A 16,053-nucleotide genomic window follows, 5' to 3' on the forward strand; every position below is an offset into this window, starting at 1 on the left:
TCGCCAGCACCCAGACAATGCTCCAACAATTTCTGCATGACTTTGGCTACTTTGCCTTGTTCCTCGGCACGTTTTTCGAAGGCGAAACCATTCTGGTGCTCGCGGGCTTCCTCGCGTTCCGTGGATACATGGACATCAATATGGTGGTGGTCGTGGCGTTCTTCGGCAGCTATGCCGGCGATCAGCTGTGGTACTTCCTCGGCCGCAAGCACGGGCGCAAGTTACTCGCGCGCAAACCGCGCTGGCAGCTGATGGGTGACCGCGCGCTGGAGCATATTCGCAAGCATCCGGACATCTGGGTGCTGAGCTTCCGTTTCGTTTATGGCTTGCGCACGGTGATGCCGGTGGCGATCGGCCTGTCGGGTTATCCGCCGGGACGTTATCTGCTGCTTAACGGCATTGGCGCTGCGATCTGGGCGACGGCGCTGGCTGCGGCCGCCTACCACTTCGGCGCGGTGCTGGAAGGCATGCTCGGCAGCATCAAGAAGTACGAGCTGTGGGTACTGGGTGCGCTGCTGATTCTTGGCGTTGGCCTGTGGCTACGCCGCCGCTTCAAGAATGCGCGATTGGCGAAACAGGTTTACGCCGACGAGCAAGCCGCAAAAGCGGCACTGCTGAATCAAGCCGAAGCGTCCAAGCCTGCCGAACCGAAGACGCCAGCCGAGTAACGCGCTGGCGACTGGCGTACAGGCCTGCTCACAGCGCGGGCTGGCCGCATCTTTCAGTCATTTATTCCCTCTGCGCTAGCGGACTCCTGTTCGCCAGCGGCGTCCTCGCGCCAAAAATCTCCCGCTCGTTACGCAGCAGGCAACCCCAAATAATGAACACCCCGCCGTTGTTGCGATCCATGTAGAAAGCGCTCCATGCAGGTGCAGCCACCACTTGAGCCTATGGCAACGCGCGACAATTTAGTGGACATTTAGCGCCATGAATCTGGAGAGAAACCCATGAGCAAAAAAGTTGCAGTGATCCTGTCCGGCAGTGGCGTGTACGACGGCGCCGAGATCCATGAAAGTGTCATCACCCTGCTGCGCCTCGACCAACGTGGCGCCCAGGTGCAGTGCTTTGCCCCGAACATCGCGCAATTGCACGTGATCAACCACCTGACCGGCGAAGAAATGCCCGAGTCGCGCAACGTGCTGGTGGAATCGGCACGCATCGCTCGTGGCAACATCAAGGACATCCGTGAGGCTGATGTCGACGACTTCGATGCGCTGATCGTGCCCGGCGGTTTTGGTGCGGCGAAGAACCTGTCCAATTTCGCCGTCGAAGGCGCTGGCTGCAGCGTGCAGCCTGAAGTGCTGGCACTGGCCGAGGCGTTTGCCGAAGCGGGCAAGCCGGTGGGCCTGATGTGCATCTCGCCGGCATTGGCCGCAAAGATCTACGGCCCGGGCGTGACCTGCACCATCGGCAACGACGCCGACACCGCCACGGCGATGAACAAGATGGGCGCCACCCACGAAGACTGTGCGGTGACCGACATCATCGAAGACAAGGCGCGCAAACTGGTGACCACCCCGGCTTACATGCTGGCGCAGAACATCAGTGAAGCGGCGTCGGGGATCAACAAACTGGTCGACCGCGTGCTCGAACTGACCCACGAAAACGACGCCTGATCCCCGTAGCGTACAAAACCAAAGGTGGGAGCGAGCTTGCTCGTGAAGGCGGCGTGTCATTCAACTCTATGTTGTCTGATACAAAGCATTCGCGAGCAGGCTCGCTCCCACAGGGGATTTGTGTAGGGCTTAAGGCTTGCGGGTCAGGCGCGTGAGGATCCGGTCCAGCGCATTGGCGAACGCTTGCTTCTCGCGATCGCCAAACGGCGCCGGCCCGCCATTCATCTGGCCCTGCTCACGCAGATCGGTGAACAGGTTGCGCACGGCCAAACGCTCGCCCATGTTCTGCGCATCGAACTCCTTGCCGCGCGGGTCGAGCGCCGCGACGCCCTTCTTTACCAGCCGATCAGCCAGCGGGATATCGCTGCAAATCACCAGCTCACCGGGTACCGCGTGTTCGACCAGATAATCGTCCGCCGCATCCGGCCCACTCGGCACCACGATCAACTTGACGATGGCCAGCCCCGGCTTGATCTGCGGCTGCCCGGCCACCAGAACCACTTCGAACTGGCGCTTGAGCGCAAATTTCACCACCTGATCCTTTGCCGCCCGTGGGCAGGCGTCGGCATCGATCCATACACGCATTTTCTTTACCTCTAAAAGCAAAAGATCGCAGCCTTCGGCAGCTCCTACAGAGTGCGCGTCGTGCCGCAATATTGCGACATGCTACGCCCCTGTAGGAGCTGCCGAAGGCTGCGATCTTTTAAGGGAGCACTCAATCAAGCAGCCGAAACCCGCCGCTTCTCCGCCACCCAACTACGCCCATACAACACAACAATCGCCACAATCGCCACCGCCTGCGCCGTCAGCGAATACGCATCGGCATGAATCCCCAGCCAGTCGAATTCAAAGAACGCCACCGGCCGCGTGCCGAAAATCCCGGCTTCCTGCAAGGCCTTCACGCCATGCCCGGCAAACACCACCGACAGTGCACAGAGCAGCGCGGCGTTGATGCTGAAGAACAGCGTCAGCGGCAGTTTCGCCGAACCGCGCAGAATCACCCACGCCAGACCAACCAGCAGCACCAGTGCCGTCGCGCCACCTGCAAGCACCGCGTCATGCCCGGCCGGGCCGGCCTGCAACCACAGGGTTTCATAGAACAGGATCACTTCGAACAACTCACGATATACCGAGAAGAACGCCAGAATCGCGAAACCAAAACGCCCGCCACCGCCAACCAGACTGCTCTTGATGTAATCCTGCCAGGCCGCTGCGTGGCGACGATCGTGCATCCACACGCCGAGCCACAAGACCATGACACTGGCGAACAGCGCCGTCGCGCCTTCCAGCAGCTCACGCTGCGAGCCGCTGACATCGATGACATACGCCGCCAGCGCCCAGGTGCCGAGGCCGGCCAGCAGCGCCAGGCCCCAACCGACGTTGACGCTGCGCACCGCCGATTGCTGGCCGGTGTTGCGCAGGAACGCGAGGATCGCCGCCAGCACCAGAATCGCTTCCAGGCCTTCGCGCAGCAGAATCAGCAGACCGGAAATGTAACTCAGCGACCAGCTCAGCCCATCGCTGCCAAGCAGGCCGGCTGACTCTTTCAACTTGGCCTTGGCCGCCTCCAGGCGCTGCTCGGCCTGCTCGACCGGCAAGCCGTCCTGCAACGATTGCCGATACGCCATCAGCGATTTTTCAGTGTCTTTGCGCACGTTGGCGTCGACGTTATCCAGCGAGCTTTCGACCAGCTCGAAGCCTTCCAGATACGCCGCGACCGACAGATCGTAGGCCTGATCGTGTTCGCCAGCGCGATACGCGGCGAGGCTCTTGTCCAGGGTTGCAGCGGTGTAGTCGAGCAACTGTGCCGGGCCACGCTTGACCTGGGGCGGTTGCGCGCGTTGCGCACGGAACGTCGCCGCCGCTTGCGGGCCTTCGGCGGCCTGCACTTCGGCCGGGGTCTGGCGCGCCAGATCGGCGATGTTGTAGGTCTTCTCGGATTTGGCCGACGCGGCATCGGCGCTAAAACCGGCAATATAAGTCGCCAAATCCCAGCGCTGCCGATCATCAAGCTGATCGGCAAACGCCGGCATGTCGGTGCCTTCGACGCCTTGGCCGAGGGTGTTGTAGATCGCGTACAGGCTCAGGTGATCCAGCCGCGCCGCATCGCGCAGATTGGCTGGCGCCGGGGTCATGCCAAGCCCCGCCGGGCCGTCACCGGCACCGCTGTCGCCGTGGCACACCGAGCAGTTCTGCGCGTAGAGCGGCGCACCACGAGTTGGATCGGGAGTGATGATCGGCGCTTGGCTGACTTCATACGCCACGGCCAGTTGCGCGCCCAGTTGCCGCGCCTGACGGGCGACTTCGGTGCCGTCCTGCTTCGCGTTGATCGCGACGCGCAAAGCCTCGACGCCCTGCTCCAGCCCTGCCTTTTCAGGCTTGGCCGGCATGCCGGCGATCAGGCCTTGCAGCGCTTGGGTGAATTCCAGTTGCTCACGATATTCGGCGTCATCGACGACGTTTCCCGCCTCGACCGTCGGCGGGTAATCCGCGCTGATGTAATCGAGCAGGTGCAGCGCTTGCGGCGCGCCTTCCACGGTATCGGCCAGCAGGTTGAAGCTGCTCAGGGCACACAACGGGAACACCAGCCAGGCCAGAAATCGGGACGAGGCAGTCATGAAGGAGTCTCAAGGGGAAATACGGAGTTACATATTGTTCACTCCGGCGGCGTTTCCCTCAAGCTTTGTCGGCATTTGCCTGCGTTTAACGCAACGGCGACGTCAGGCTGCGATAGTGCTCGGCCATGAACTCGACGAACACTTTAACCTTCAGCGCGACATGTCGCGCATGCGGGTACAACGCATGATAGTGCCGTTGGCCGAGCGAGCAGTTCGGCAGAATCTGCACAAACCGGCCACTCAACAAGTCGTCCTGCACCGTGGCCCGAGTGAACGCCGCAATGCCGACACCCGCCAGCGCAGCCGCGTATAGCGAACTGATCGAATCCGCCTTGAACCGGCCCTGCACCCGTACCGGCGTGGCCTGGCCTCGGGCGTCAGTCAGCGACCAGTCGCTGCCGCCGGCAAACGCCAGCAGTTGATGTTCGGCCAGCTCCCGTACCTGTCGCACCAGACCATGCCGCGCAACATAGGCCGGCGATGCCACCAGCAACATGTCCGAAACCGTGAGCAAGCGCGCCACCAGTGACGAGTCCTCCAACGGTCCGCAAATGCGCAATGCGACGTCGAAGCCTTCGGCGATCAGATCGACAAAACGGTCATCACAGGACAACTCGACTTCAATCTCGGGATAACGCTGCTGAAAACCTGGCAACCAATTCGCCAGTTCCAACGTGCCGATGACCATCGGCGCGCTGATGCGCAGCAAGCCGCTGGGGCTTTCATGGGCCTGCCCGATCGCCACCGCTGCTTGATCGATGCGTTCAAGAATATCCACGCAGGCGAGGTAATACTGCTGCCCCGCCGTGGTCAGGTTGAAACGCCGGGTGTTGCGATTGATCAGACGCGTGCCGAGTTCGGCTTCCAGTTGCTGCAACTGCCGGGAAATGGTCGAGTGCGTGGTGTCGAGCCGTTCGGCAGCAGCACTGAAGCCACGACACTCGACGATGCAACGAAACGCACGCATGGCCAGCAGTTGATTCATCGAAATACCGCAACCCAATTGATCGGTGAGCGCGCAAGCCTAGCGCAATCCATACCGCCCCGGCAGCTGCGAAGTGCCTCTATAATGCGCCATCATTTCGCCTTCTCCGTTCAAGGAAGAACCCGCTATGCGCCACTGCTTGCTGCCGTCCCTTCTGATCGCTGCACTGGTGCAACTCAGCGGTTGCGCCGCTTACCGCGATTACGACCTCGAACTGCAACAGACCACGCAACAGCTCAAGGCCGGCAATATCGACGGCTCACTGGCCTTGATCGAGGCGCACAATCCGGACAAAGAAAAGGATTTGCTCTATTACTTCGAGAAGGGCGCGGTGTTGAGCGCTGGCGGTGAGTTCCCGCAGAGCCAGGTCGCCTGGCGCAGCGCCGAGAAAATGGTCATACAGCGCCAGGACCCCATCGAAACCACCGGTGACAAGTTGCTCTCCGCCATGGGCGATCACTGGGGCAGCATCATCAATGACAAGCTGCGTCGCTACGATGGCTACGATTACGAAAAAGTCATGCTGACCACGCAAATGGCCCTGAACCAACTGGCCATGAATGACTTTGACGGTGCCCGCGCCGACATCAAGAAAACCCACGAGCGTGAAGCACTGATCGCCCGCCAACGGGAACTGGAATACGAGCGTGTCGAAGAAGCGGCCAAGGCCAACGGCGCCCGCGTCCATTACAAGGATCTGCAAGGCTACCCGGTGGTCATGCTGGAATCACCTGCCGTCATTGCTTTGAAGAACGGCTACCAAAGCGCATTCAGTCACTATCTCGCCGGTTTCACCTACGAAGCGCTTGGCGAGAAAGATCTGGCGGCGCCTGGCTATCGCCAGGCGATTGAACTACGCCCGGACATGGCATTTTTCCAACAGGCATTGCGCGACCTCGACAGCCCGGGACTGAAGGCCGACGAAAGTGATGTGCTGATCATCGTGCAGAGCGGTCTGGCGCCAGCCCGCAGTTCTGTGCGCGTGCCCTACCCGGTGAAGCTTGCAGACGGCCAGGTCATCGTCGCCAATGTTTCGTTTCCGGTGATGGTGCCCGACACCTCGCCCCCATCATTCAATCAAGTAAGCATCGACGGCCGTCAAAAAAAGCTGATCGCGGTCAACAGCATTACCGACATGTCTTTGCGCACCCTGCGTGACGACATGCCGGGCATTATCCAGCGCACAATCTATCGGGCATTTCTGGCGGCCGATGTTCAGGCTACGGACAATCGACGCGATCCGAGCAAAGCCTCCTACGTCACTCACTGGGACGGTTTCGAGCAGGCCGACACCCGCACCTGGCGCACCCTGCCTAACCTCACTCAGGTTGTGCGCCTGCGTTTGAAAAAAGGTGACCACCTGATCAGCCTGCCCAACGCGCCCGGGGTTGCGCCACTGAAGATCCGCATCGACCAGAACCGCCAGGTCATCGGCCTGCGTGCCTTGGGTGATCGGGTGTTTGCCAATGGCAGCGCATTCCAGTCGGATGTGGCGCCGGCAAAGAGCGTGGTATCCAACCTGAAATAAGTAATGGCACCAAACTAACAAGTGCGATTAAAAAGCTATTACATAGCCATCACCACCCGCTTATAATGCCGCGCCCTCGCTATCGCGAAACGGCATTAAAGCTCCTCTGGTTATGAGGAATTGGCAGGAGGCCAACGCCACTGTCGATGGGTCACACCAGCCCGACCAGCATTCGCGGCTGTATTTACTCCAGGGAAGAAGTACCCCCATGGCATTCCGCGCCCCCACTCTGATCGCGCTCAGCGCCGTCACTCTGCTGTCCGGCTGTTCGGCGTTTCGCAACTACGACTCGGAACTGGCACAGACCAACCAGCAACTGGCCACCGGCAACGTCGACGCCGCGCTGACCCTGCTGGAAAAGAACAACACCGGTCCGGATAAAGACCTGCTCTATTACTTCGAGAAAGGTGAGTTGCTGCGCGCCAAGGGCGACCTCTCTGGCAGCCAGAATGCCTGGACCAGCGCCGATGTGGTGGTCGGTCAGTGGGAAGACTCGGTCAAGCTCGACACCGGTAAGTACCTGGCTCAGTTCGGCAGTTTCCTGGTCAATGACAAAGTGCGTCGCTACGAAGGCTACGATTACGAAAAAGTCATGCTGACCACGCAGATGGCTCTGAACCTGCTGGCGGTCAACGACTTTGACGGTGCTCGCACTGCGATCAAGAAAACTCACGAACGTGAAGCGGTGATCGCCGACCTGCGCGACAAGGAATACCTCAAGAGCGAGGAAGAGGCCGAGAAAGAAGGCATCAAGACGCAGTACAAAGATCTGCAGGGTTATCCGGTCGCCAGTCTCGACGCGCCGGAAGTAGTTGGCCTGAAAAACAGCTACCAGAGTGCGTTCAGCCATTATCTGTCCGGTTTCGTCTATGAGGCGTTGGGCGAGAAAGGCCTGGCTGCACCGGGCTACCGCAAGGCTGCCGAACTGCGCCCGAACACGCCGCTGCTGGAGCAGGCGCTGGTCAATCTCGACAAGCCAAGCAAGTCCGACGACAGCGACATCCTGATCGTGGTGCAAAGCGGTCTGGCGCCAGCCCGTGACTCGATCCGAGTGCCACTGCCATTGCCGATCTCCAACAACGTGGTGATCACGCCGCTGTCGTTTCCGATCATCAAACCGGACACCTCCACCGCGCCGTTCGCGCAGATCGGTGTCGATGGTCAGCAGGTCGATCTGACCGCGCTGAACAGCACCACCGCCATGTCCCGCCGCGCCCTGCGTGACGACATGCCGGGGATCATTCTGCGCACCACCGTGCGTGCAATCACCAAAGGTGTAGCGCAGAAGAAGATCAACGAAACCAACCCGCTGGCCGGTCTCGCCGTTGGCATCTCTTCAGCTGTGCTCGAAGGTGCCGATACCCGTACGTGGCGTACCCTGCCGGACAACACCCAAGTGGTGCGTCTGCGCCTGAAAAAGGGTGAGCACCAGGTCAGTCTGCCGAGCGCCGTCGGCGGTTCGGTAGTCAAGGTCACTGTCGATCAGCGTTATCAGGTGATCACCCTGCGCGCCGTCGGCAACCAGGTGTTCGCCGGTGGCCTCGCCGCCCACGTCATCCCGAGCGCCAGCGCGACCAACGTCGCCAGCCTCAAACAACCTTAAGAACGGAGTCTTTGCATGCGTTTCAAACTCATCGCCGTCGCCGCCCTCGCCTTGCTGGTGAGCGGCTGCGCCACCCCGCCACCGCCAGAGCCGGGCAGCGCCGCGAGCAAAGTCGTGGCCATGGGCCCGCAGAAACACATCGTCGTAGGCGCCATGCGCGTCGCCCGTGAAAACGGCTTCATGACGGTCAATGTGCAGTTGAGCAACACCCTCAACAGCAACAAGATTTTCTACTACCGCTTCGCCTGGCTCGGCGCGGAAGGTTTCCCGATTGCCGAAGAAGAAGTGTGGAAAAGCCAAATGATGTACGGCGCCCAGACCAGCTTCATTCAAGGCATCGCCCCGACCCCGAAAGCCGTGGACTTCCGTCTTGAAATCAAGACGCCGTAAGCCTGCCACCCTATTCCTGTTTTAGAGAGAATTCCCATGTTTGCACGCTTTTCCTGCATCGCCGTCATCGCCCTGCTGGCCTCCGGTTGCGCCAACACCTCGCCGACCCTGGGCAGCAAGAACATCAGTTACGGCGACACCAAAGCGGTTGAAACCGTGACCAACGAATTCGGTTCGACCGACCTGCAAATGATCGCCGAGTCGATGACCCGCTCGCTGGCCCAGTCCGGCATTCTGCAGGGCCGTCCGGTGGTTCAGGTCTACGACGTGAAGAACAAGACCAGCGAATACATCGACACCCGCGAAATCACTACCAGCATCAAGACCCAGCTGATGAAGACTGGCGTAGCGCGCTTCGCCAGCGACAACAACGCCATGCAAAGCCAGGTTGACCAGCTCAAGCTGCAAAACCAGAGCGGTCTGTACAAGAAAAGCACCGTGGCCAAGACTGGCAACATGGTTGCCGCCAAGTACCGCATCGAAGGCTCGATCAGCTCGATCGTCAAGCGCAGCAGCGACTACAAGGACGTCTTCTACAAATTCAGCCTGCAACTGATCGACGTTGAAAGCGGTCTGGCCGAGTGGATGGACGAAAAAGAGATCCGCAAAACCACGGAGCGTTAATCAATGCGCGCATGGATTGGCATGATGGCCCTGGCTTGCGCGTGCAGCGTGCAAGCGGCCCCGAAAGTCGCGGTGACGGACCTGGCGTATCAGGAACGTGTGGAGCAATACATCCACATCGTTTCGGCCCAGAGCAATCACCGCGAGGGTTACTACAGCTCCAGTGGCTCTTCGAGCTACAACGAGATTGAAGCAACGACCAGCTACATCGAACAGACCGAGCTGCGTAAATTCACCGGCGACATCAAGGGTGAAATTCTGCGTACCGGCATGTTCCAGCTGGTGCAAGGCACGCCGTACACCGCGTCGTCCAAGGGGGATGTCTATGACGTGATCAAACGCATCAAGGCCGGCAACTTCAAAGGCGCCGACTATGTGCTGTTTGGTACGGTGTCGGACATCGACTTCACTCAGGACGTCAACGAGCTGGCGAACACCGACAGCTATTCGGCGGTGCTGGGCCTGACGTTGGTGGCGGACTTCAGCCTGATCAACACCAAGACCTTCGAAATCACTTCGGCCTTCACGGCGATGGGTGAAGCGCAGGACACCAAACTGGTGAACCATCGCGACATCAAGATCTCACTGAACCGCCCACGGGTGGTGCGTGACGTGTCCAAGGCCTTGGGCGAAGACGTGGCCGGGCAACTGAGCATGCAGCTCGGTGGCGGCGGTTACGAGCAGCCGCGTGAGCCGGCGCAACGCAACAACTTGCCGCGTGATACTGCGCCGGTGATCTTGCGCTGATCCTTGGCCGCTCTGCGTCCCAGCCACAAAAAAAGGCGACCCGCAAAGGTCGCCTTTTTTTTGTGCCTGCGCGGTTTATGCTGCCGCTTTACGCAACGTCGCCATAAACGCCGCCGCACCGATGAACAGCCCGGCAAATGTACGGTTCATGCGCTTCTGCTGCTGCGGGGTGCGCAGCAAACGCAGGACCTTGGACGCCAGACCGGTGTAGCCTGCCATGACGATCAGGTCAACGCAGATCATCGTCACACCGATCACCAGATACTGAATCAGCAACGGTGCATGCGGATTGATGAACTGCGGCAACACCGCGAGCATGAACACCAAGGCCTTGGGGTTGCTGATGTTTACCAGAAAGCCACGGAACACCAGTGCCAGCGGTTTGCCGATCGGCCGCACTGCTGCGTCATCGCTCATGTCCATGGGCAGCGCACGCCACTGTTTGATGGCCAGATACACAAGATAAGCGACACCGAACCATTTGATCGCGTGGAAGGCCGTGGCCGAAGCGGTGAGGATCGCGCCAACACCGGCGCCGACAATCGCGATCTGCACCGCCAGACCGATTTGCAAGCCGAGGGCGTTCCAGTAACCGCGCCAGAAACCGTATTGCAGACCGCTGGACATCGACGCAATGGCGCCAGCACCCGGGGACAGACTGATCACCCAGCAGGCGGCAAAAAACGCCAGCCATGTTTGAAGCTCCATCGCACACCTCGCATCTGAATCGTGACAGACGCTCAAGCTAATGCGGATTGGGGCTAAAAGCAAAAGATCGCAGCCTCCGGCAGCTCCTACTATGGAATGCGATCCCTGTAGGAGCTGCCGAAGGCTGCGATCTTTTGATCTTGCTGTAAGACTTACTTCTCAAACCCGCTGGAAGGAAACACATCCGTCCCGCGCCAACGCCGCACCGATCGCTGGAAGAACAGGCTATTGGGCACCTGCACCATCGCGCTGCCAGTCCCCAGCTCTTCCGCCTCGATCAACGTGGTGTAAAGCAGATTGATCGCTACCACCCGACCTTTGACGCCAGGCTTGTCGGTGGTGTCCACCAGCTCAACGATATCGCCCAACCGAAACGGCCCGACCGTGAAGATCAAAATCGCGCAAAGGAGGTTCGACAGCACACTCCACATCGCAAAGAACGCGACCGCCGCCACCGCGACGAAACCCGACAGCGCCGTCCACAACACCGTGGCCGAAACGCCGAGGCGTTCCAGTACGAAGATCAGCGCGCTGCCCATGATCAGCCAGCGCAACACGCCACGCAGCGGCATCAACAGCTGCGGCGGAAACGGATAGCGCTCACCCAGTCGGGTCAGGCCTTTGGCGACGAAGCGCTGAGTGAGGTAACCGGCCAGCAGGATCAGCAGAATCTGCACGGCAAACCAGACCGGCTCGACCCACTCCGCCGGCAGAGGCAGCTTGAACGCATCCATCAGGACAGCGCCTCCAGCTCCGCTTGCATGCTTTCCAATACCTCGAGAGCTTCCATCCACGCCTCTTCCAGCTCGCCTTCACGAACCTTCAGCTTGGCCTGTTCGGCGAGCAGATCACGCAACTCGTTCTTGCGTGCCGGCTCGTAGATGTCGCTGTCGCCGAGGCTGGCGTCGACCTTGGCGAGCTTCTCGTGAAGCTTGCCCAACTCGGCTTCGAGCTTGTCGGCTTCACGCTTGTGCGGGGCCAATTGCTGACGCAACGCAGCTGCCGCCTGACGCTGAGCCTTCTTGTCGGTCTTGTCCGGGTTGACCGGGGTGTTGTTGACCGGCGCATTGCGCTGACGGTATTCCACCAGCCAGCGTGCGTAGTCTTCGAGGTCGCCATCGAACTCTTCGACCTTGCCGTCAGCGACCAGGTAGAAGTTATCGGTGGTGCTCTTGAGCAAGTGCCGATCGTGAGACACCACCAGCACCGCGCCGCTGAATTCCTGCAGCGCCATGGTCAGCGCCAGGCGCATTTCCAGGTCGAGGTGGTTGGTCGGTTCGTCGAGCAGCAACAGGTTCGGACGTTCCCAGGCAATCAACGCCAAAGCCAGACGCGCCTTTTCACCACCGGAGAAATTCAGCACCGGCTCATCGATGCGCGCGCCACGGAAGTCGAAGCCGCCCAGGAAGTCGCGCAGAGTCTGCTCGCGTTCGGTCGGCGCCAGACGCTGCATGTGCAGCAACGGACTGGCCTTGGAATCCAGCGAGTCGAGCTGATGCTGAGCGAAGTAGCCGACCACGGTGTTCTCGCCACGGGTCAGGCGCCCGGCGATAGGTGACAGCTCGCCGGCGAGGTTCTTGATCAGGGTCGATTTACCCGCGCCGTTCGGCCCGAGCAGGCCAATCCGCGCCCCCGGGGTCAGTTGCAACCTGACCTTCTCGAGGATGGTTTTGTCGCCGTAACCCAGGCTGGCATCGGACAGGTCGATCAGCGGGCTGGAGATCTTCGTCGACTCACGGAAGACGAAGTCGAACGGCGAATCGACGTGGGCCGCCGACAACTCTTCCATCCGCTCCAGGGCCTTGATCCGGCTCTGCGCCTGACGGGCCTTGGTCGCTTGCGCCTTGAAGCGGGCGATGTAGCTTTCCATGTGCGCACGTTGCGCCTGCTGCTTCTCGTAGGCCTGTTGCTGCTGGGCCAGACGCTCGGCACGGGCGCGCTCGAACGCGGTGTAGCCGCCGCGATAGAGGGTGATTTTGCGCTGATCGACATGCGCGACGTGATCGACGACTTCGTCGAGGAAATCGCGGTCGTGGGAAATCAGCAGCAAGGTGCCCGGGTAGCTTTTCAGCCACTCTTCGAGCCAGATGATCGCGTCGAGGTCCAAGTGGTTGGTCGGCTCATCGAGCAACAACAGGTCCGACGGGCACATCAAGGCCTGCGCCAGATTCAGACGCATCCGCCAGCCGCCAGAGAAATCTCCCACCTGGCGATCCATCTGCTCGTTGGTGAAACCGAGACCGGCGAGCAACTTGCGCGCTCGTGCGTCAGCGGTGTAACCGTCGGCGCTGTCGAGTTCCGAGTGCAGACGGGCCTGGGCGGCACCGTCGTGCGCCGCTTCAGCGGCGACGAGGTCACGTTGCACCTCACGTAGACGCAGGTCGCCATCGAGCACATAGTCGACGGCAAGCCGCTCGAGCGTCTCGATTTCCTGGCGCATGTGGGCGATGCGCCAGTCAGCCGGCAGGAAGCAATCACCCGAGTCGGGGTGCAGCTCACCCCGAATCAGGGCGAACAGGCTCGATTTGCCGGCGCCGTTGGCACCGATGAGGCCGGCTTTGTGGCCGGCGTGCAGGGTCAGCTCGGCGTCTTCTAGCAGACGTTGCGGACCACGCTGTAAAGTCAGGTTCTGAAGTCGGATCATAATGGCGGCGGAGTCTACCAGCTTCGCTCACAACTGGCGCGAGTAGCACGATGTCCTCTGACCTGTGGAGCTTTTCCCTTGCCACCTACGCCCGTCCGGGTGTGGAAGACGCCTGCCTGCAACTGCAAACGGCGGGCGCGAACGTGTGCCTGCTGTTGTGCGGCTTATGGCTGGAACAACGCGGGGTGACCTGCGATGAACAACGCATCAATGCGCTTCAGGCACTGACCGCACCTTGGGATACCGAGGTTGTGCAGCCGCTGCGAACACTGCGCATGCAATGGAAAACGCGGGCAGTGGATGACGCGGTGTTGAAAGGTATGCGCGAGCAGATCAAATCACTCGAGCTGGAAGCTGAGCGAGCGTTGCTGTCACGGCTGGAAGGTGTTGCACAGGAATGGACGCGAAACGACACAGGTGCGATGACCTGGCTTGAAGGTTTGGCCGGCACGGCGGCCAACCCGAACCGCGACGCGCTGCAAGTGCTGCGCGTCGCGGCTACCGGCGCTTAGGAAGCGCTGGTTGGGTTGGTGCTGACACTCGACACAGCGGCTGGCGTTGGCGCAGTCGAAGGCGTCGAGGCAGTAGCGGCAGGTGCCGGTGCAGCTGGTGCAGCCGACGTTGCCGGTGCGGCAGGCTTGGCAGCTGGAGCAGTAGCCGGCTTGGCGGCAGCTGGTTTGGCAGCGGCTGGCTTTTTAACGGCTGGTTTTGCCGCTGGCTTGGCGGCTGGTTTTGCAGCAGCAGGCTTGGCGGCAGCAGTCGCAGGTTTAGCAGCAGCGGCCGGTTTCGCGGCTGCCTTGGCTACTGGTTTGGCGGCGGCTTTCACGGCTGGTTTTGCAGCCGGTTTGGCAGCAGCTTTGGCTGGTGCTTTTGCCGCAGGTTTGGCTGCAACCGGTTTGGCGGCAGTCTTGGCAGCAGGTTTAGCAGCGGCAGTACGAGCAGCAGGTTTTGCCGCAGGTTTTGCGACAGCTTTGGCAGCAGGTTTAGCGGCTGCGGTTTTCGCCGGAGCAGCTTTGGCAGCAGCCGGTTTGGCAGCGGCGGCACGGCTAGCTGGTTTAGCAGCGGCAGTACGGGCAGCTGGTTTTGCCGCAGTGGTTTTAGCCGCTGGTTTTGCAGCGCTCGCTGCAGCCGGTTTTTTCACTGCAGGTTTTGCCGCCGCTTTGGCAGCTGGTTTTGCAGCGGCTTTCACCGGTGCTTTTGCAGCAGGCTTGGCGGTAGTTTTAGCAGCAGCTTTTGCCGCAGGCTTGGCCGCCGCAGTTTTCGCTGGCGCCTTGGCTGCAGCAGGTTTGGCAGCGGCTTTTTTCGCCGGTGCCGCCGCTGGTTTGGCCGCGCGGGTCGACAACACTTTGCCCACGGCTTCTTGAACGCGACCAACACCCTGAGCCAGTTTCAGGCTTTCCTGGGCATCGCGCTTGAGTTGCAGAATGTAGCTGCGGGTGTCGGACTGACGTTCCTTCAAGGCATCGAGCAGGTCTTCCAGTTCTTTCACTGCGCCCTTGGCTTTGGTCTGTGCCTTGGCTTTGCCGGCGGCAGCTGCGTCCTGCAATTTGGTGCGGGATTTGTGCAGTTTTTCTTGTGCCTTGCCGCGTTGCTTTTCCAGTTTGGCGAGCAGTTTTTCAGCATCAGCCAAGGCTTGGGAGCAAGCGTTTTCCAGATGCTCGAGCAAGCTGCCCGAGAGTTGTTGGAGTAAGTGCAACGGAGTGTTTACAGGCTTCTTGGTGGCCGACATGGTTTACCTCCTGGCTGACGTGAGTGCGGCTCATACTAGACCTCTGCAGTTACCGCCGCTAGGGCATCTTGACAGTATCGATTGCGTTGCGTTGCACCGAATCGAAAATGTTCTGCGCGAAGTCAAAAGCAGTTCACCGTTGCAGACCTTCGCGCTGGCATAATCCACCGCATCTCAGGACGGAGTGTGCCCATGTCGCGCTACTTTTTTTTATCCCTCTGCATGGTTTTTTCGGCCGCTCACGCTGACGAAAAAACCACCGCGAACGACGCTCACGATCTGGCCTACAGCCTCGGTGCCAGCCTCGGTGAACGGCTGCGCCAGGAAGTCCCGCAATTGCAGATTCAGGCGCTGGTCGACGGTTTGCAGCAAGCCTATCAAGGCAAGCCACTGGCGCTGAGCGAGGCACGCATCGAACAGATTCTGGCCGATCACGAATCGCAGAATGCCGAACACTCGGCACAGCCTTCGAGCGACGCCGCGATGGAAAACGAACAGCGCTTTCTCACCGCAGAAAAAGCCAAACCCGGCGTTAAGGAATTGGCCGATGGCATCCTGCTGACCGAGCTGACGCCAGGCACCGGTGACAAGGCCGGACCGGACGGAAAAGTGCAGGTGCTGTATGTCGGTCGACTGCCGGACGGCACCGTGTTCGACCAGAACACGCAGCCACAATGGTTCAACCTCGACAGCGTGATTGCCGGTTGGCGTACCGCGTTGCAGAACATGCCGGTGGGCGCGAAATGGCGCCTGGTGATTCCATCGGATCAAGCATACGGCGCTGATGGTGCCGGCGACTTGATCGCGCCGTTCACACCGCTGGTGTTCGAAGTGGAACTGCGCGGCGCGACCAGTTGAGCA

General features: G+C 60.5%; 16 protein-coding genes. 9 read left to right on the forward strand and 7 right to left on the reverse strand.

The genetic code is table 11. The features are described 5' to 3' along the window. Window positions 1–17: 17 nt before the first annotated feature. Window positions 18–668, forward strand: a complete 651-nt coding sequence (locus U6037_RS28015) for a DedA family protein (protein WP_322845210.1) — start codon at window positions 18–20, stop codon at window positions 666–668. A 279-nt stretch (window positions 669–947) separates the two neighbouring features. After that, entirely contained in the window at window positions 948–1,616 is a 669-nt protein-coding gene (gene elbB / locus U6037_RS28020; protein ID WP_064116372.1) for an isoprenoid biosynthesis glyoxalase ElbB, read from the forward strand. A gap of 129 nt (window positions 1,617–1,745) precedes the next feature. Here elbB and U6037_RS28025 read toward each other — a convergent pair whose 3' ends face one another. The 3 genes from U6037_RS28025 to U6037_RS28035 all read right to left on the reverse strand — a co-directional run bounded on the left by U6037_RS28025 (window position 1,746) and on the right by U6037_RS28035 (window position 5,219). Further along, the gene (locus U6037_RS28025) at window positions 1,746–2,201 is read right to left on the reverse strand and encodes a YaiI/YqxD family protein (protein WP_322845211.1); all 456 of its coding nucleotides are present in this window, start codon (window positions 2,199–2,201) and stop codon (window positions 1,746–1,748) included. A 134-nt stretch (window positions 2,202–2,335) separates the two neighbouring features. Further along, entirely contained in the window at window positions 2,336–4,234 is a 1,899-nt protein-coding gene (locus U6037_RS28030; protein WP_322845212.1) for an FTR1 family protein, read from the reverse strand. An 85-nt stretch (window positions 4,235–4,319) separates the two neighbouring features. Beyond that, on the reverse strand, window positions 4,320–5,219 hold the full coding sequence (locus tag U6037_RS28035; protein ID WP_322845213.1) for a LysR family transcriptional regulator: 900 nt from the start codon (window positions 5,217–5,219) through the stop codon (window positions 4,320–4,322). Between the two features lie 127 nt (window positions 5,220–5,346). Between U6037_RS28035 and U6037_RS28040 the strand changes: the two genes are divergently transcribed. The 5 genes from U6037_RS28040 to U6037_RS28060 all read left to right on the forward strand — a co-directional run bounded on the left by U6037_RS28040 (window position 5,347) and on the right by U6037_RS28060 (window position 10,111). Continuing rightward, window positions 5,347–6,747 (forward strand): hypothetical protein, encoded by a 1,401-nt coding sequence (locus tag U6037_RS28040; RefSeq protein ID WP_322845214.1) that lies wholly within the window; start codon window positions 5,347–5,349, stop codon window positions 6,745–6,747. A 208-nt stretch (window positions 6,748–6,955) separates the two neighbouring features. Continuing rightward, window positions 6,956–8,350 carry a hypothetical protein gene (locus tag U6037_RS28045; RefSeq protein WP_322845215.1) on the forward strand — a complete coding sequence of 465 codons (1,395 nt, stop codon included), beginning with the start codon at window positions 6,956–6,958 and terminating at the stop codon, window positions 8,348–8,350. 15 nt (window positions 8,351–8,365) lie between these two features. Next, window positions 8,366–8,740, forward strand: a complete 375-nt coding sequence (locus U6037_RS28050; protein ID WP_322845216.1) for a YcfL family protein — start codon at window positions 8,366–8,368, stop codon at window positions 8,738–8,740. 36 nt (window positions 8,741–8,776) lie between these two features. Further along, window positions 8,777–9,364, forward strand: coding sequence for a penicillin-binding protein activator LpoB (gene lpoB / locus U6037_RS28055; protein ID WP_016772610.1), 588 nt, complete (start codon window positions 8,777–8,779; stop codon window positions 9,362–9,364). A gap of 3 nt (window positions 9,365–9,367) precedes the next feature. After that, a complete protein-coding gene (locus U6037_RS28060) occupies window positions 9,368–10,111 on the forward strand; it encodes a penicillin-binding protein activator LpoB (RefSeq protein WP_322845217.1) in 744 nt (247 codons plus the stop codon). Between the two features lie 75 nt (window positions 10,112–10,186). On the opposite strand, the gene rhtB is transcribed toward U6037_RS28060, so the two are convergent. The 3 genes from rhtB to U6037_RS28075 all read right to left on the reverse strand — a co-directional run bounded on the left by rhtB (window position 10,187) and on the right by U6037_RS28075 (window position 13,463). After that, entirely contained in the window at window positions 10,187–10,819 is a 633-nt protein-coding gene (gene rhtB, locus U6037_RS28065) for a homoserine/homoserine lactone efflux protein (protein ID WP_007911125.1), read from the reverse strand. A gap of 152 nt (window positions 10,820–10,971) precedes the next feature. Next, window positions 10,972–11,553 carry a mechanosensitive ion channel family protein gene (locus U6037_RS28070; protein ID WP_242207703.1) on the reverse strand — a complete coding sequence of 194 codons (582 nt, stop codon included), beginning with the start codon at window positions 11,551–11,553 and terminating at the stop codon, window positions 10,972–10,974. Beyond that, a complete protein-coding gene (locus tag U6037_RS28075) occupies window positions 11,553–13,463 on the reverse strand; it encodes an ATP-binding cassette domain-containing protein (RefSeq protein ID WP_322845218.1) in 1,911 nt (636 codons plus the stop codon). Before U6037_RS28075 ends, U6037_RS28070 begins: the two co-directional genes overlap by 1 nt. Before the next feature lie 50 nt (window positions 13,464–13,513). Here U6037_RS28075 and U6037_RS28080 point away from each other — a divergent pair, with 50 nt between their 5' ends. Next, window positions 13,514–13,975, forward strand: coding sequence for a TIGR02444 family protein (locus tag U6037_RS28080; protein ID WP_322845219.1), 462 nt, complete (start codon window positions 13,514–13,516; stop codon window positions 13,973–13,975). On the opposite strand, the gene U6037_RS28085 is transcribed toward U6037_RS28080, so the two are convergent. Next, window positions 13,972–15,192: an AlgP family protein gene (locus U6037_RS28085; RefSeq protein ID WP_322845220.1), complete on the reverse strand. Its 1,221-nt coding sequence runs from the start codon at window positions 15,190–15,192 to the stop codon at window positions 13,972–13,974. The two genes, U6037_RS28080 and U6037_RS28085, sit on opposite strands and share 4 nt — an antisense overlap. Window positions 15,193–15,384: 192 nt before the next feature. Between U6037_RS28085 and U6037_RS28090 the strand changes: the two genes are divergently transcribed. Next, the gene (locus U6037_RS28090; RefSeq protein ID WP_322845221.1) at window positions 15,385–16,050 is read left to right on the forward strand and encodes an FKBP-type peptidyl-prolyl cis-trans isomerase; all 666 of its coding nucleotides are present in this window, start codon (window positions 15,385–15,387) and stop codon (window positions 16,048–16,050) included. Window positions 16,051–16,053: the final 3 nt, after the last annotated feature.

Origin of the sequence: Pseudomonas sp. B33.4, from assembly GCF_034555375.1 — a bacterium.
Lineage (GTDB): Bacteria > Pseudomonadota > Gammaproteobacteria > Pseudomonadales > Pseudomonadaceae > Aquipseudomonas.

Excerpts from the sequence above, each read along its gene's own strand:
- U6037_RS28040 (WP_322845214.1), top strand. The coding sequence starts at position 5,347 with ATGCGCCACTGCTTGCTGCCGTCCCTTCTGATCGCTGCACTGGTGCAA.
- U6037_RS28090 (WP_322845221.1), top strand. The coding sequence starts at position 15,385 with ATGTCGCGCTACTTTTTTTTATCCCTCTGCATGGTTTTTTCGGCCGCT.
- U6037_RS28075 (WP_322845218.1), bottom strand. The coding sequence starts at position 13,463 with ATGATCCGACTTCAGAACCTGACTTTACAGCGTGGTCCGCAACGTCTG.
- lpoB (WP_016772610.1), top strand. The coding sequence starts at position 8,777 with ATGTTTGCACGCTTTTCCTGCATCGCCGTCATCGCCCTGCTGGCCTCC.
- U6037_RS28080 (WP_322845219.1), top strand. The coding sequence starts at position 13,514 with ATGTCCTCTGACCTGTGGAGCTTTTCCCTTGCCACCTACGCCCGTCCG.
- elbB (WP_064116372.1), top strand. The coding sequence starts at position 948 with ATGAGCAAAAAAGTTGCAGTGATCCTGTCCGGCAGTGGCGTGTACGAC.
- rhtB (WP_007911125.1), bottom strand. The coding sequence starts at position 10,819 with ATGGAGCTTCAAACATGGCTGGCGTTTTTTGCCGCCTGCTGGGTGATC.
- U6037_RS28085 (WP_322845220.1), bottom strand. The coding sequence starts at position 15,192 with ATGTCGGCCACCAAGAAGCCTGTAAACACTCCGTTGCACTTACTCCAA.
- U6037_RS28030 (WP_322845212.1), bottom strand. The coding sequence starts at position 4,234 with ATGACTGCCTCGTCCCGATTTCTGGCCTGGCTGGTGTTCCCGTTGTGT.
- U6037_RS28045 (WP_322845215.1), top strand. The coding sequence starts at position 6,956 with ATGGCATTCCGCGCCCCCACTCTGATCGCGCTCAGCGCCGTCACTCTG.
- U6037_RS28070 (WP_242207703.1), bottom strand. The coding sequence starts at position 11,553 with ATGGATGCGTTCAAGCTGCCTCTGCCGGCGGAGTGGGTCGAGCCGGTC.
- U6037_RS28060 (WP_322845217.1), top strand. The coding sequence starts at position 9,368 with ATGCGCGCATGGATTGGCATGATGGCCCTGGCTTGCGCGTGCAGCGTG.
- U6037_RS28025 (WP_322845211.1), bottom strand. The coding sequence starts at position 2,201 with ATGCGTGTATGGATCGATGCCGACGCCTGCCCACGGGCGGCAAAGGAT.
- U6037_RS28015 (WP_322845210.1), top strand. The coding sequence starts at position 18 with ATGCTCCAACAATTTCTGCATGACTTTGGCTACTTTGCCTTGTTCCTC.
- U6037_RS28050 (WP_322845216.1), top strand. The coding sequence starts at position 8,366 with ATGCGTTTCAAACTCATCGCCGTCGCCGCCCTCGCCTTGCTGGTGAGC.
- U6037_RS28035 (WP_322845213.1), bottom strand. The coding sequence starts at position 5,219 with ATGAATCAACTGCTGGCCATGCGTGCGTTTCGTTGCATCGTCGAGTGT.